At 60.1% G+C, this 15,538-nt stretch carries 10 protein-coding genes; 4 read left to right on the forward strand and 6 right to left on the reverse strand.

Annotation, left to right across the window (positions count from 1 at the left end; genetic code table 11):
- Window positions 1-4: 4 nt before the first annotated feature.
- The 3 genes from ALP40_RS02575 to ALP40_RS02585 form a co-directional block, all read right to left on the reverse strand.
- Complete coding sequence (locus tag ALP40_RS02575) at window positions 5-547, reverse strand: NUDIX hydrolase (protein ID WP_122206724.1); 543 nt, start codon at window positions 545-547, stop codon at window positions 5-7.
- 228 nt (window positions 548-775) lie between these two features.
- Window positions 776-1,489 (reverse strand): NUDIX hydrolase, encoded by a 714-nt coding sequence (locus tag ALP40_RS02580; RefSeq protein WP_122206725.1) that lies wholly within the window; start codon window positions 1,487-1,489, stop codon window positions 776-778.
- Window position 1,490: 1 nt separating this feature from the next.
- On the reverse strand, window positions 1,491-2,036 hold the full coding sequence (locus ALP40_RS02585; RefSeq protein WP_122206726.1) for an adenylyltransferase/cytidyltransferase family protein: 546 nt from the start codon (window positions 2,034-2,036) through the stop codon (window positions 1,491-1,493).
- A 197-nt stretch (window positions 2,037-2,233) separates the two neighbouring features.
- Here ALP40_RS02585 and ALP40_RS02590 point away from each other — a divergent pair, with 197 nt between their 5' ends.
- The 4 genes from ALP40_RS02590 (at window position 2,234) to ALP40_RS02605 (ending at window position 6,354) form a co-directional block, all read left to right on the forward strand.
- Entirely contained in the window at window positions 2,234-2,875 is a 642-nt protein-coding gene (locus ALP40_RS02590; protein WP_122206727.1) for a nicotinamidase, read from the forward strand.
- Window positions 2,876-2,891: 16 nt separating this feature from the next.
- On the forward strand, window positions 2,892-4,097 hold the full coding sequence (gene pncB, locus ALP40_RS02595) for a nicotinate phosphoribosyltransferase (protein ID WP_122206728.1): 1,206 nt from the start codon (window positions 2,892-2,894) through the stop codon (window positions 4,095-4,097).
- 7 nt (window positions 4,098-4,104) lie between these two features.
- Window positions 4,105-4,941: an ammonia-dependent NAD(+) synthetase gene (gene nadE / locus ALP40_RS02600; RefSeq protein ID WP_122206729.1), complete on the forward strand. Its 837-nt coding sequence runs from the start codon at window positions 4,105-4,107 to the stop codon at window positions 4,939-4,941.
- 141 nt (window positions 4,942-5,082) lie between these two features.
- Window positions 5,083-6,354, forward strand: coding sequence for an aspartate carbamoyltransferase (locus ALP40_RS02605; RefSeq protein WP_122206730.1), 1,272 nt, complete (start codon window positions 5,083-5,085; stop codon window positions 6,352-6,354).
- A gap of 78 nt (window positions 6,355-6,432) precedes the next feature.
- On the opposite strand, the gene ALP40_RS02610 is transcribed toward ALP40_RS02605, so the two are convergent.
- From ALP40_RS02610 to ALP40_RS02620, 3 genes are all read right to left on the reverse strand, one after another.
- Window positions 6,433-8,595: a TonB-dependent siderophore receptor gene (locus ALP40_RS02610; RefSeq protein ID WP_122206731.1), complete on the reverse strand. Its 2,163-nt coding sequence runs from the start codon at window positions 8,593-8,595 to the stop codon at window positions 6,433-6,435.
- Window positions 8,596-9,140: 545 nt separating this feature from the next.
- Complete coding sequence (locus ALP40_RS02615) at window positions 9,141-12,254, reverse strand: autotransporter domain-containing protein (RefSeq protein ID WP_122206732.1); 3,114 nt, start codon at window positions 12,252-12,254, stop codon at window positions 9,141-9,143.
- Between the two features lie 90 nt (window positions 12,255-12,344).
- On the reverse strand, window positions 12,345-15,347 hold the full coding sequence (locus ALP40_RS02620) for an autotransporter serine protease (RefSeq protein ID WP_122206733.1): 3,003 nt from the start codon (window positions 15,345-15,347) through the stop codon (window positions 12,345-12,347).
- Window positions 15,348-15,538: the final 191 nt, after the last annotated feature.

Consider the following 15,538-nt stretch of genomic DNA (forward strand, 5'->3'; position numbering starts at 1 on the left):
ACGCTCATCGGGTTGCAGCCTGACAACTCAGCAGGGTCAAGGCGGACAGCGTATGACCGTCCGTGATTTCACCCCTTAGGATCATGTGCTGAACCTCCTCGATGCTCTTGATCATGATGTTATCGACCTCGCCATCGGTGTCAGCGCCGACGGCGCCCGACACGTCGGCGATACACACCGATACAGCGCTCGCCAATAACGAGGTGTTGCTGTGCAGCGTGCCGATCTCAGTGGTATTCAAGGCTGCCATGCCGGTTTCTTCAAGCAGCTCGCGCACGGCGGCTTCAACAGGGGTTTCATCGTCGTCGATTTTGCCTCGTGGGAACTCGATCGACATCTGACCGATAGCGCGGCGCATCAGCGAGGCCAGCACCACGCGCCCATCCGGCAGAACGGGCACCACCACGACGCCGTTAATGGGCTTGGGTTCCTTGATGATCTTATAGCCTTGCCCGGTCGGCCGCGTTCCGTCATTGACGTCTATGACATCAAAGAAACGGGTGCTCAAAAGAGTTGTGACAACAGGTGCTTTCGTGGACGCGTTCATGTGCATTTCCTTGGCTGGCCATTCATCGTTATACGGAAGTCGCGATGAGCATTTAGAGTGGGCACGATTGCGGCCGTGGGAGCGGACTTGTTCGCCAAAGCTGGTACAGCCGACAAAGATGCAGCGTTTGAAACGCAGTATTCGCGGACAAGTCCGCTCCCACATTCAAGCATCGTATTGCTCCATAAGAACGTGTGTATCACCATGAGAGCGGGCCAACCGGTTTGTTCAGGCAAACGAACGGTCGAAGTAGAAAATCTTGCCAGGCTTGAGGTTTTCGACCGTGGCCTGCGCCTTGATGCCTCCGCCGGACTTCTTGCGCCCGGTTTCCTTTATGTAGCCTTCTTCCGTCAGCTTGATCAGCCGCTGGCGCATGCTGGATTTCAGAACGGGCCGATTCAACACCACGGAATAAATGGCTGTCGCTTCCGGTGCGCTGAATTCGTCGCCCAGAAACAGCAAGGGCAGGCTTGAGTAGAGTGATTTGGAGTGCAAGCGTTCGGCCGCTTGATCGATCAGCTCGTTGTGGTCGAAAGGCAGCAGGCTTTCGCGGCTGAGCAGGGCGTGAAGCGGCACGAATGTCTGTCGTTCGTTCAGCACTGCGTCCTGATCGAGAATGGCGATGTAAAACGTTGAGGATGACCAGCACCTGGGGTCACGGAACGCGTTGCCCACTGTGCCGACCTGTTCGATGTAGCCGAGCCTGACGCCGATCTTTTCCGACTCGATCAGGCGTTTGACACCGGCATCCATCGACACGTCGCGCACAGTGCCGTTGAGCACCAGGCCCGGCAGCGCCCAACTTTCTGCAAACGGCTCACCAGGGCGTTTGTGCAGCAGGACCTGAAGCGCTTGAGTCTTGCGGCAGTAGCGCAGGACCACGAGGTCGATGGTGTGCAGATAGTCCATCTTCGGTGGGGTGTCGTGTTCGGTCTGGCTCATGTCAAACGGCACCTGAGGCGTAAATGTCGTAGTTTACCGGATCAAGACCCGGCGCAATCCAATGAGTCGGGAGCGGGACGCCTTCCAGCAGTTGCTTGCGCACGTCGGTGCTGCGTACGCCAACCTGTTCAGGGGCGATGATCACCGAGAAGGTTTCAAGCAGCTCGGGACCCAGGTAAAAACCGGGCAGGGCGTCAGCCACGTCCTGACCGACCACCAGTGCAATGCTCTTCGGCATGCAGCCTGTAGTATTCGCAAGGCATGTCAGCAGGTTAAAACTGTAGACAGGTCCCGGGCTCTGGCTGAAAAGTTCGAGTTCGATATCGCTGACCAACAGCTCACCGCCGCACTGATTGCGGACGTTGTCTGCAATCAGGCGCAGCCACTGGAGACGAAGCTCGTAATTCACCATGACCTTACCGTAGGGGTGCTGGTAAGACGGCACCACCAGCGTGAGCCTTGCCTGTCGGGAGGCGTGAATCATGACATTGGCATGGCCCGCGTGGGGTGGATTGAATGCTCCACCGTAGACAGCGATCTCGTACATGGCGTTCTCCTTTGGATTAAAAAGTACACTAGATGTACTTAATGATCAATCGGCATTTTTGCATGGCATCTCATCTTTCAGGCCTTCTTATAGCAATTAAAAGGATCAATAGGGCTCACGTGAAAATAGATTGAAATTGGCGTTGACCATAAAGTACATCAGGTGTACTTTATGGTCATGCAAACGAGGAACACATCATGAATGCCAACACGATCAAGACCGCTTCATTCGATGTCGATGCCCAAAAGAGTTTCACACCGCTGTGCCCTGACGAGCTTCCTGTCAGCGGGGGCGATCAGATCGGGGCCGCGCTCAACTTCATGGCAACCCTTGCCCGCCTGCGTCTGGGCAGCAAGGACGCTCACGCCGTCAACGCTCCCTGGGTCGTTGAAACCCACGACCGGATGCTCCAGCCGACCGGGCTCAAGCATGCCGACCTGACGTGGGTAAGCCACTGCATCCCTGGCACCGAAGGGTTCAAGCTGCTGGATGAGCTGCCCCAGCCGCTGGAATACGACTACTTCGTCTGGAAGGGCGTTGAGCCGGATCTGCATCCTTACGGCGCGGTTTGGCATGATCTGGATGAAAAGCTGTCTACCGGTGTTATCGAATACCTGAGAGCCAACGGTATCGAGCGCGTGATCGTCGGCGGCCTGGCGCTTGATTTCTGCGTCAAGACCACTGCCCTGCAGTTGGTCAGCGCCGGATTCGTCGTGGTGCTGTATGTGCCTGCCTGCCGGGGTATCAGCGAAGAGGGTTCACTGGCGGCACTGGCCGAGATGGAGAAGGCCGGCATTCTGATTGCCAATAGTCCGCAAGAATTGACCGAACTGGCCTGAGGCCTGGGAGAAAGACATGGAAAGTGTTTACGACTTCAGCAAACCGATCGTGCGCTCGCCGACCGACGACGACATGTACAAACTGTCGATGGGGCAAGCGATCTACCACGCCTATCCCAGCGCCGATACCGAATGGGCGTTGCGGGTTCGCTCCCAGGACGATCTGACGCCGTACATCAGCGAAATCCGCGAAGCGGTCGATCAGCTTCAGGAGCTGGAAAGCAGTCAAGACATGCTGCGTCATCTGCGCGGCATTCCTTACATCAGCACGGACTACATCGACTATCTGGAAGACTTCCGCCTCAAGCCGCGCTTCGTCAAGGTCGGCGAGAATAACGGCCAGCTTGAGATTCGGGCTCGCGGTCCGTGGGTGGGCGTCTCGCCGTTCGAGGTCAAGATTCTGGCCATCGTCAGCGAGATTCGTAACCGTCACGTCTACCCGGATCTGTCCCTGGAGCAGGTGCGTGAAAGCCTTTACAAGAAGTTCGACTGGCTGAAGGCCAACGCCACGACCGAAGAGCTGGCGTCGTTCAAAGTCGCCGATTTCGGCACGCGTCGGCGAATTTCCTACCTGGCTCAAGAAGAAGTCGTCCGCACCATGATGCGTGATTTTCCCGGTGAGTTCGTTGGCACCAGCAACATTCAGTTGGCCCGCGAATTCAATATCCGCGCCGTGGGCACGCAGGCTCACGAATGGTTTCAGGCGCACCAGCAACTGGGGCCACGGCTGGTCGATAGCCAGAAAGCGGCACTGGATGGCTGGATCAAGGAGTACCGCGGCGACCCGGGGTTGACCTTGGCCGACTGCATCAATCAGGACGCTTTCCTGCGCGATTTCGACTCGTACTACGCCAAGCTGTTCGACGGCTGCCGTCACGACTCGGGTGATCCGCTGGTGTGGGGTGATCGCATGATCGCGCACTACGAGTCGCTGCGCATCGATCCGCAGACCAAGACACTGATCTTCAGTGACGGCCTGAATCTGGGCGACAAAGCGTTGCGAATCCTGCGTCACTTCCGAGGTCGCATTAACGTGTCGTTCGGTATCGGCACGGATCTCACCAACGGCGTCGAGGGCGTGAAGCCTTTGAGCATCGTGATGAAGATGGTCAATTGCCAGGGCCAGCCCGTGGCGAAGATTTCCGACGCCCCCGGCAAGAGCCAATGCGAATCCCCCGAATTTTTGTCGTACCTCAAGCAGGTTTTTCAGGTTAAGGAGTGAGGACATCATGAATACGCAAACCCGTCTGCAAGCCGAGATCCAGTCAGCCCTGGGCATTGACCGTGGCATCACCGACGCTGACAGCGTGAGCGCCGAAATCGTCCGGCGCGTCGAATTCATCAAGGGCGTGCTGCTCAAGTCCGGCATGAAAGCGCTGGTCTTGGGCATCAGCGGCGGCGTCGATTCCTCGACCGCCGGGCGCTTGTGCCAGTTGGCGGTCAACGAGTTGAAAGCGGCTGGACATGACGTCAGGTTCGTCGCCGTGCGGCTGCCCTATAAAACCCAGGCCGACGAGCATGATGCCCAGGCAGCAATGAGTTTCATCCAGCCAGACCTCATCACCAGTGTGAACATCGGCGGGGCTGTGGACAGTGTGATGAGCGAAATCTCCATCGATGGTCTGGCGCCAAGCCCCGAGCAGACCGATTTCGCCAAGGGCAATGTCAAGGCGCGTACTCGCATGCTGGCGCAATACGCGATCGCCAATTTCGTCGGTGGGCTGGTGGTCGGCACTGATCACGCTGCGGAAGCTGTGATGGGCTTCTTCACCAAGTTTGGCGATGGCGCCTGCGACCTCGCGCCGCTGAGCGGCCTCACCAAGGGGCAAGTCCGTTTGCTCGCAGGCGCATTGGGCGCTCCTTCGCACCTCGTCAGCAAACCTCCGACGGCCGACCTCGAAGACCTGGCGCCGGGCAAGCTGGACGAAGTGGCGTATGGCTGTACCTATGACGACATCGACAACTACTTGTTGGGCAAGGACGTCTCGGCATCGGCGGCGGCGATCATCGAAGCCGCTTACCTCAAGACCGCCCACAAGCGTGAGTTGCCGATCTCTCCTGTTTGAAGTCTTGGGCTGATTGCCTGTCTATCTGCGTCGCCAGTACCAATGGGACGCAGAGCTGCCCGCTAAACCTGTGTATACGCTTGAATTGCCATGTAAAGAGGCTGAGTATACGCCGCGTGTAGATACGAACCGGTCTTCCACATGTCCCAACAAGTCTTCCTCCGAGACGCCATGCGTCGCCTCAACTTCACCCGTGACGCGCTCGCCCAACGTCTGGGTGTTTCGCGCCGTGCGCTCGACAGTTGGTTACTGCCTGATGAATCCGCCGAAATGCGCAAGATGCCAGACATCGCGCAACGCTTCGTTCTAGAGATTCTGAAAGGCAACGCCAATGCCTTGCAGCGGGCAGACTCAAGGCCGCACGGCAACGAGGAGGTTGCCCGGCATTTGCTATCGGTCGAAACCTATACCCGTGAGTCGGTAGAAGCGTTGCTGCGCATCGCCGACATGATGCAACCGGTTGCCCGTCGTCAGAAAACCACGCGTGTGCTGGAAGGCGCTGTGCTGGCGAACCTGTTTTTTGAAGCCAGCACGCGTACGCGGCTGAGTTTCGCCTCGGCGTTTGCCAGGCTCGGCGGGTCGGTCTGCGACACCACCGGTTTCACCTTTTCATCGATGGCCAAGGGTGAGTCCGTTGCTGACACCAGCCGAGTCATCAGTGGCTACGCCGACATCATCGTTGTGCGCCACCCTGAATTGGGCGCGGTCGCCGAATTTGCCGAGGCCACTCACGTTCCGGTGGTCAACGCAGGCGATGGTCCGGGCGAACATCCGAGTCAGGCCTTGCTGGACCTCTACACCCTCCAGCGCGAGTTTTCACGGCTCGACAAACTGGTCTATGGTGCGCATATCGCCTTCGTCGGCGACCTGAAATACGGGCGCACCGTGCACTCGTTGAGCAAGCTGCTGGCGCTCTACCGCAACCTGACGTTCACGCTTGTCTCGCCAGCCAGCCTGGCGCTGCCCGAGCATCTGGTGCAGTACCTTGCCGACAAGGGGCATCGAATCGAGCAAACCCAGGATTTGGCGAATGGCTTGAAAGGTGCCGATGTGGTTTACGCGACGCGCATTCAGAAAGAGCGTTTTGCCGAACAGGAAACGCTCGAAGGGTACAGCGCTGACTTTCAGGTCAATCAGGCCTTGGTGAATGCGGTGTGCGGGGCCAATACCCTGATCATGCACCCGTTGCCCAGGGATTCGAGGCCGGATGCTAATGATTTGAGTACCGACCTGAACCTCGACTCGCGGCTGGCCATTTTCAAACAGACCGACAATGGAATCGCCGTGCGCATGGCTATTTTCGCGTGGCTGTTGGGGGTTCAAGATCAGGTCCAGCGGTCATTACGTGATGTCGGCTGGCGTGTTCCGATCTACCTTGGGCCGGATGAGGTGGTGCCTTACCGCGAGCAGTAATCACCCGTTGGGCTTGCCGAGTGGATTTTTAGGAGAGCATTGGGCGGACATCCAGGCCCGCCCTTGCTCGCTGGCCGATCAGAACGAGTATTTCGCCGTCAGCGTGTAGTTGCGCGGGTCGCCATACGTATCGGTCGATCCCCACACGGAACTGGTGCCAATCGCGGCGTAATAAACCCGGTCGAAGACGTTGTTTGCATTCAGTTGCAGGTCCAGATGCTTGTTGACCTGATAACCGGCCATCAAATCCGCCACGGCGTAGCTGCCTTGTTCGAGGCGATAACTGCCGTCGGTGAGGGCAATGTCGTTGTACATGCGGCTTTGCCAATAGACGTTGCCACCCACGCGCAGTTTTTCCAGCGGGCCTTGAAAGCGGTACATGGATGACACCTTGAACAGGTGTTCAGGTGTGTCGGTGTCGAAGCGCTGGTGCTTGTTCGCAGGGTCGGCATCCTTCATGTAGTGGGCACGGGTGAAGGTGTAGCCCGCGCCGACTTGCCAGTTCTCGGTCAGAGCGCCTTGCAACTCCATGTCGATACCCTGGCTGCGCACAAGGCCCGATGCGTCGTAACAGGTGAGCACCGGGCAGCCTGCCTGCGTGGAGGCCTGGGTGCCGAGGTTGGTCTGGTCAGTGCGGAACACCGCCAGACTGGCGTTGAGAGCGCCGTTGAAATACTCACCCTTGATGCCGACTTCATAATTTTCACCGATAACAGGCTTGAGCTGCCCGCCGGACAAATCCTGATAGCTCTGTGGCTGGAATATGTCGGTGTAGCTGGCATACACGGAATAGGTGTCGTCCAGCTTGTAGATCAGGCCGCCATAGCGCGTGACGTTTTTGGTGACCTTGTAGTCGCCATCGCCCGTGCGATCGTCATAGTCGTACCAGTCCAGGCGACCACCGAGAATCAACGTCAAAGGATCGGCCAGGCTCAAACGTGTGGTGAGGTAAACGCCTTCCTGAGTAGCGACGCTGTGCAGGTTGCCGTCGCGTACGAAGTTCGGCTTCGGCGCGGCAATCGGCAGGCCGGTGTCGTAAGGGCTGTATTCCTTGCTGTCCTTGTCGTAAACGCGCCGACTGGCACCGATCACCAGTTCGTGGGTGCGGCCCAGCGCCTGGAATGGGCCGCTGGCGAAGGCGTCGAAAGCGGTCTGTTTTTCTTCAGGGCGCGACTGGTACGCCGTGGTTTCCAGCGGGCCGTTGTAGCGCGACAGGTAGGTGCCCGAGAACAGGGCGTCCAGTGAGGAGGCGGTGCCCGCCAGGTGCAGTTTCCAGTCGTTGTCGAATCGGTGTTCCAGTTCACCGAACACGGTGTCGATCTGCAGCTTCTTCTTTTCCCAGTCGGAGCCGGGGTAGGTGGAGCGGGGCAGGTTAAGGTGATGGCCATCGGTGCCCAGCGGCAGGCCACCCCAGAAGAAGTTGGTTTCGTCTTCCTGACGCGAGTAGCCCAGCGTGGCGGTGGTTGCGTCGCTCAGGTCCGCTTCGACCACGCCATAAAACAGGCCATGATCACTCTCTTCCTTGTCGCGAAAGCTGTTGGCGTCCTGATAGGAACCGACCACACGGCCACGCAGCGTGCCGCTGTCGTTCAGTTTGCTGGAGGCGTCGAATTCACCCCGGTAGTTGTCCCAGCTTCCGGTGCTGCCGGTGAGGGTGACCTGGGGTTCGGCGGTCGGACGCTTGCGCACCATGTTGATCGCCGCCGAGGGGTTGCCTGCGCCGGTAATCAAACCGGTTGCGCCGCGGATCACTTCAACGCGGTCAAACATCGCCAGGTTCGGCTGCACGCCCGCCGTAAAGCCGGAATACGAGGCAGGAATGCCGTCGTACATGATGTTGTCGATGTCGAACCCGCGCGACGTGTACGTTTGTCGGCCCGGTCCGCTGGCCTGGCTGAGAAACAGGCCGGGGGTGTTCCTGACCACGTCGTTGACGCTGGTCATGGCCTGATCGTCCATGCGTTGGCGAGTGATCACGGTCACGGCTTGTGGTGTTTCGCGCATGCTCAGGGGCAGTTTGGTAGCGGTCTGCATAACGCCGGTGGTGTAGGAACCGGAGCCTTCGGTGGTCGTTCCCAGACGGTCATCACTGATTTCGGTAGCGCCCAGTTCCAGCGTGCCGGTCGCTTGCTCGGGTTGGGGTTCTGCGGCGAAAACCCCTTGAGAGGTTGCGATCCCGATGCCGATGGCCAACAGGCATGGCGTGAAACGAAAACGGCTTTGCAGTTGCTGGCCCGACATGACCTGACACTCCCTGAACGCCTTCCGTGGCTGCATGATAATGTTGATAAGAATGATTCGCGTTAGTGTGACAGATTGTTTCTGTCGGAAAAAGCCTACGCGCACAAATACTTAACAAAATTTTCACATCTTCCAATGAGGCGGATAATCAGGACGGGCGGATGTTTTCGGGGCAGAAGAGGCAGTGGAGGAGTAGCAGGTCAGGTTTCTGCTGCGTGACACATGCGCTGTGTTTGCCCGGGTTGTGGGTGACCTCGTAACGTCTTCGACATAGCGCTGTCGTGCGGCAAAAAAGGGCCGTAGGCGCGTAATGCTGTTCACTGAAGCCGCTGACCGAAGGCTTTCGCTTTTCGGTACTGCGGCGAAGCCTAAGAAAAACGGCGCTTTACCCTTTATGGGGGAGCGCCGTTTTTCCTTAAGTGAACAGCATTTCCGTAGGAGCGGACTTGTCCGCGAAAGGGCCGTACAGTCGGTGAAGGTTCAGCGACTGGAATACAGTATTCGCAGACAAGTCCGCTCCCACGGGGGGAGCGTTGTTTCAGTAATCAGAACTGCCAGTCCAGCGACAGGCCGACGCCATGCGTCTTGTCGCGTGAACCCAGCAGGCCGTTGTAGTCCAGATTGACCCGTGCGTCCTTGCCCAATGCAAGACTTGCGCGTGCGCCAACCACTGCCGCATCACGGTCCATCGAAACGCTTTGCACCGCAAACGTGTTCACCCCGCTGGCAAACGCCAGGTGTTGTTCGGACGAGGTATCGCTGAGGTTGTGCTGCCAGCCCAGGGTCGCCGAAACGTCCAGTTTCTGGGTGTCGTTGAGGTTGAAGCGATTGCCTGCGCGCATACCCAGCGTAGACAGCACGGTGTCGCGGGTATCGTCGCTCCCCTTGAGTGCCGTCGCGCCGCCTTTTTCGGTGAAGCTGTCGCTGTCCAGATGCACATATGCCAGGTTGGCGAACGGCTCCAGCGCCAGCGGTTGCAGGTTTAGGCGGTACGCGGCCTCGGTGAAGACCTGAGTGGACTGCGCATCACGCTTGACCTTCTGACGGTCCGAGAACGCACCGAACTGCAGGTCACGCTTTACGTCGATTCGATGCCAGCTGTGAGATGCGCCCGCTGTGAGACGCATCGCGCCCTGCTCATGCCCGATGTACGCACCCAGGTGATAGCTGTCTGCCGAGGCTCGCGAATGGGTGTCATCACCCAGACTCAACGACGTGTCGCTGTAACCGGCCATTGCGCCGAGACGCGTGTGGTCGCTGATCAGACCGTCGACCCCTGCGAGCAGGCCGCCCAGCGAGGACGTTGAGCTGGCACCGTCGCTGCTACCGCTGTTCTTGCCCCAGGCACCCAGCGCCTTGACCCAGACGTTGTTGTCGGCACTGCCCGGCGCAGGCTGGTCGTACAGGCCTTCGACCCGCAAACGATCCCCTACGGCATCGCGCAACTGACGGCTGTCATTGATCAGTTGCGTTGCGATGGCCGGATGCACTTCCCCCGACAATTGCGTAAACGCACGACGGGCCGTGGCAGTGTCCGGGCTCAGTGCGATGCTCTCGTAAACCGCATTGCCTGCACCCAATTGCTCGGCGGCCGACGCCACGCTGCGCTGATTGGAGGTTTGAGCCGCGCTGGCGAAACTGTCGCCGTTACGCTCGACTGCCAGTGTGATACCGGTGCCGGTGTAGGTCAGGTTACCGTCCAGAAACGTAGAACCCGTCAACACCGAGCCGAACTGGCCTTGAACGCCACCTGCCGCCTGCAGCACATCGAACGGGCGGTTGAGCACGCTGCCGGTCTGGCTGCCGTTCAGCAGCGATGGGTCGTTCTCCAGGGACAAGGCCATGTTGGCCCCGGTCACGGTGGCCTGACCGCCGACCACCAGGCGGTCGCTGCCGACGGGAGACAGCTCGACCGCGTACGTGGAGCCCGGCGCCAACAGCAGATTGCCGGCCACTTGCAGTGTGCCGATCGAATTGCCCGGCGCGACAGTACCACCACGGTTGGCGGTCAGCGCGCCAACGCTGCCGTTGCCGCCCAGTACACCGTTTTCATTGACGGTCACCGCCGAGGCAAGCGAGCCGTTGATGGCCAGACGACCCTGATTGACCAGCGTCGGTCCGCTGTAGGTATTAGCCCCGGTCAGGACCAGCGTGCCGATGCCTTGTTTGGTCAGGCCGCCATGCCCGGCAATGTTGTTACTCCAGACGTCCAGTCCGCACTGAGGTCCGCTGCACGTACGCTGTGTCGGCTTGCCCGCGTCGACCACCGCACCGATTCCCGGCAGGTCGGCAACGAACTGGCTGTCACCGTAGGCCCCGTCGATACGAAACTCGGCTGGAATATCCGCCTCGGTCACCAGCATGCTCGGGCCGTTGACGGCCTTGCCCAGGTTGATCATGCCCCAGCCGTACAGGGCATCAACGCCCGGCGCACCCAGGTCGGTGGCGGTGGTCTTCAATACATCGGCCACTTGTGCGCCGGTCATGTAGGGGAAGCGTTCCATCAGCACAGCCATGCTGCCCGCCACATGGGGAGCAGCCATCGACGTGCCGTTCTTGTTGGCCCAGTCGTTAGTCAGGTTTTCGAGGCTGTTGCCATTGATGACCGAGCTGAAGATCCGTGTGCCCGGTGCCGAGACGCAGAAACTGGCGGTATAGCCGCAACGTGAGGAGAACGTACTCAGCGTGTAGGGCGTCGTCGCGGCAGCGGCCGCATTCGGGTTTATTTGCAGCGCCGCAACCGTCAGCCAGTTCGGCGCGATTTCCGGCACGAAATAGCCCAGCCCGGCCATTGCGTCGGGGTTGTTCAGGTTGTAGTCGTTGCCTGCTGCGAAGATCGTCACCACGCCGCTGCGTGCCGCGTCGATAGCGCCCTGATACGCGCCACCTGGACGCGTGCCGAGGATCTGCCGAATCTGGTCGAATTGCAGTTGCGCATCCTGCACGGTGAAGTGCGGAAACGCCGGATCCTTGCCGCCCTGATCAAACCGGTCGGTGATGCCAATGCCCCAACTGTTATTGATGAGTCGCGCGCCGCTGTTGACCAGTGCATTCCACCCGGCCTGATACACCGCGCCGTCGTTGCCCAGCACGATGCCGTCTTCGGGGCCTGGATCGCCGTTGTCGGCGCTGATGATCTGAGCGTTGAAGGCAACGCCATGCATCGGCCCGCCATCGCGACTGCCGCCTGCGATACCGCCCACATGCGTGCCGTGGTTACCCAGTTTGCCACCCGAGTCCAGGGTGGGCGCGCCGTCGTAACGAAACGCGTCGCCAGCCTTCACCGGAATGTAGGGGTCGGTGTACTCGCGAATGCCGCTCGTGACCAGATTGACCACTTTGTTCGTGCCCGAGAATTCCGGGTGCGGCGCGTAGACCGGCTGGTCGAAAATCCCCAGTTTGATGTCCTTGCCGGTGTAGCCAGCCGCATAGGCCTGGTCGGCGTTGATAGCGCCCAGGCCCCAGTCGGCATTGAACTCGGCACTGCGCCAACTGGCAGCGTTGCCCGGTTGTCCGGCTTCTGCATAAGGCGCCGCCTGGGCAACGCTCATGGTGGCGAGATAGACAGCCAATGCCCCGCAGGAGGCGCGGTTGATCGCCCTGATGGAATGACGAAGGGAGGTGACAGAGGTCTGTCGAGTGGTGAATGCATCTTTCATGAAAACTACCGTCCTTAGTTAACGCACACAAAGCTGCTCGCGCATGCATCTGCATGCGCGTGGTTCTTTGAATCCAGAGGGGTTGCGGAATCAGAACTGCCAGTTGAGGCTCAGCCCGACGCCGTGGCTTTTTTCGCGGCTGGCCAGTTGGCCGGTGTAGTCCAGGCTCACCCTGGCGTCCTTGCTCACTGCCAGGCTGGCATGAGCGCCGACCAGCGCGGCGTTGCGCACCAGTGGCGAGCTCTCGACACCGAAGCTTGCGCCACTGGAAGCGAAGGCCAGGTGCTGTTGCGAGTCGGTGTCGCTCAAGTTGTGTTGCCAGCCGAGGCTGCCGGACAGGTCGAGTTTCTGTTGATCGGTCAGTGCAATGGTTTTCAACGCCCGCACGCCAAGGGTGCTGAGCACCGCATCGCGTTTGTCACGACCGGCCGACAGCGCCGCTGCATCGCCTTTCTCGGTAAAGCCATCGGTTGCCAGATGCACATATGCGAGGTTGGCGAACGGTTCAAGTGTCGCCGGCTCCAAGCGGATGCGATACGCCGCCTCGGTGAACACCTGTGCGGTCTGGGCGTCGTGCTTCGTTGTTTCCCGACCGCCCGCGCCGCCCACCTGCACGTCACGTTTGGCATCGATGCGGTGCCAGCTGTAGGCACTGCCGAGCGTGAGGCGCAGCGCGCCCATCTCATGCCCGACGTAGGCGCCCAAATGGTAACTGTCTATCGACGCACGTGAATGGGTGCCCGATCCCATGTTCAGGGAGCTGTCGCTGTAGCCTGCCACCAGACCCATTCGCGTGTCGTCCGCTACGTTGCCGTCGACACCGGCCAGCAGGCCGCCAATCGACGTGGTGTAGCCGGCGGTGTCGTTGCGTGAGTCAGTCTTGCCCCATGCGCCCAGCGCCTTGATCCAGACATTATCTTGTGCTGCGGTGTTGCCATCGGTGCCCAACGCGCTGGAGCCCAGGCGTTCGCCGACGGCGTCACGCACATGGCGACTGTCATTGATCAGCACCGTGCCGATAGCAGGATAGATTTCCCCGGAGAGTTGCTGAAAGCTGTTTCGGGCCGCAGCGGCGGTGGGGGAGAGGAGCAGGTTTTCGTACACGGCATTGCCGGCGCCCAATTGCTCGGCCGCAGTGGCGACCGCCGCCTGATTGGGCGTCTGTGCCACGCTGTCGAATGCAGCCGAGCGCTCGATGTTGAGCGCAACGCCGGTGGCTGAGTAGTCGAGTCGGCCACCCAGAAACGCATAGTTGGACGTCACGTTGCCGAACTGACCATTGATGCCGTTGGCCGCTTGCAACACGTTGTACTGTCGGCCATCCAGCGTCTGGCCAGGCGCGGCGTTCAGGGCGATAGGTGTCTCGTCCAGTGCCAGTGACATGTTGGCGCCTGACACGGTCGCACTGCCGGTCGCGACGATGCGATCGCTGGCCGTCGGCGACAGCTCCACGGCGTAGGTCGATCCCGGCTCGAAAGCCACGTTGCCATTGACCTGCAAGGTGCCGATGGAATTACCCGGCGCGACGATGCCACCGCTGCGAGCGGTCAGCCCGCCGATCTGCCCGTTGCCGCCCAGCGTGCCGCCTGCGTTGACTTGCACGCTTGAGGTGAGCGAGCCATCGACGGACAGCAGGCCGCCATTGACCACCGTGTCGCCACGGTACGTGTTGATGCCCGAAAGAATCAGCCTGCCATTGCCGGACTTGATCAGGCTGCCTTGATACTGGCGCTGCGCAGCCGCTGCGGCGCGAGCGGTGCCGAACGCGTAATCGGTCTGGTCCTGCTGACTGGCGGTGCTGGCAACACCGTTCTGCCAGCCTCTGCTGACCAGTGTCTGTTGCCAGACGGTCTGTTCGGCGCGGTCTTCTGATTGGCGCTGGATCAGCGCCTGATCTGAGATGTCGTTGCTCCAGACGTCGGTCTGGCCTGCGCCGAGTGTGGCATTGAAGGTGCCGAGCAACTGGCCTGGACCACGCATGGCGCGCTCCAGATTGGCCACGCCCCAGCCAACGCTGCTGGTCGGTGCCTGAGTGACAGAGCCGTCGAGCTGTGTCGCGGTGGTCAACAGCACCTGCAACGCCTGCTCGTTATTCATGTATGGAAAGCGCTCCATCACCAACGCCAGTGCACCGGTGGCGTGTGGCGCGGACATCGAGGTGCCGGACTTGATCCCGTAGCCACCGTCCGGCACCGTGCCGTTGATCAGGCGTCCCGGCATGGTGATGCACCAGTACTTGGCAATGCCGCACTGGTTGTAGCGCTGGCCATTGGTGCTGTCCAGGCCCGAGACGGCCAGCCAGTGGCCTTCCAGGTCCGGTTGAAAGTAGGGCAGGGCAGAGCGCACGCTGGCATTGGCGTAACCGCTGTTGCCCGCGCTGAATACGTTGATCACGCCGTTGCGCGAGACATTCGCCGCTTCGTCCAGCCAGGTGCCGCGGTTGTAATGCTGTGCGTAAGCGGCACGCAGGCCGTCGAAGGTGGCGTAAGTGACGTCCGATGGCTGGCTGCCCCAACTGTTGTTAATCGCGCGCGCACCGGCGTCGGCCAGCGCGCCGTACACCGCCTTGAAATAACGCGGGTCAGGGCTGGGGCCAAACAGAAAACTGTCGTTCTTGTTGGTGTTGCCGACGTAGACCTGCGCGTTGTACGCCACGCCATGCACCCCGACGCCATCGCGGGCCGCACCCATCGTACCGGTCACATGAGTGCCGTGGGTGTCATTGTTCGGGTTGAGCGCGCCGGTGACGCTGAAGGGCGAACCATCGACGTAAGTGCCGCTGGCGGTGACCGCATGGAAGCGCGATGGGCTGGCTTCCGGGTGAGAGGGGTCGAAGCCGGAGTCCAGCGCACCGATCTTGACGCCAGCGCCGGTGATGCCCGCCGCATACGCCTGATCGGCCTGAATACGCCCAAGCCCCCAGTCACTCTGGAACTCGGCGGACCGCCAGCTGGCAGCGTCCCCCAACTTGCCCTGTTCAACATAGTCTGCGTACGCAGAACAGCCGAAGGTCAATGAAAGTGCGCAAAGTGCGCCGGTTGTTGCAGGTTTGAAAGAACAACGGACAGCACTAACGGCTTTAGACTTTTGCATCCATGCACACCTGTAAAGTGAGTAGCTCCCTATCGAGCGCCGTAAGAACATAATCCTGGCTTAAACACTTGGCAACAGATTTGTTTCAGTTCGGATACAACTTGGCCTTCATTGATCCGGTCTATGAAGGCTGATCCGTTAGCGTTATATCCTGTTGAAAAATTGAACGATTTTTTCAGTGACTGATCACC

The sequence above is a fragment of the Pseudomonas viridiflava genome (assembly GCF_003702045.1).
Classification (GTDB): Bacteria; Pseudomonadota; Gammaproteobacteria; order Pseudomonadales; family Pseudomonadaceae; genus Aquipseudomonas; species Aquipseudomonas viridiflava_C.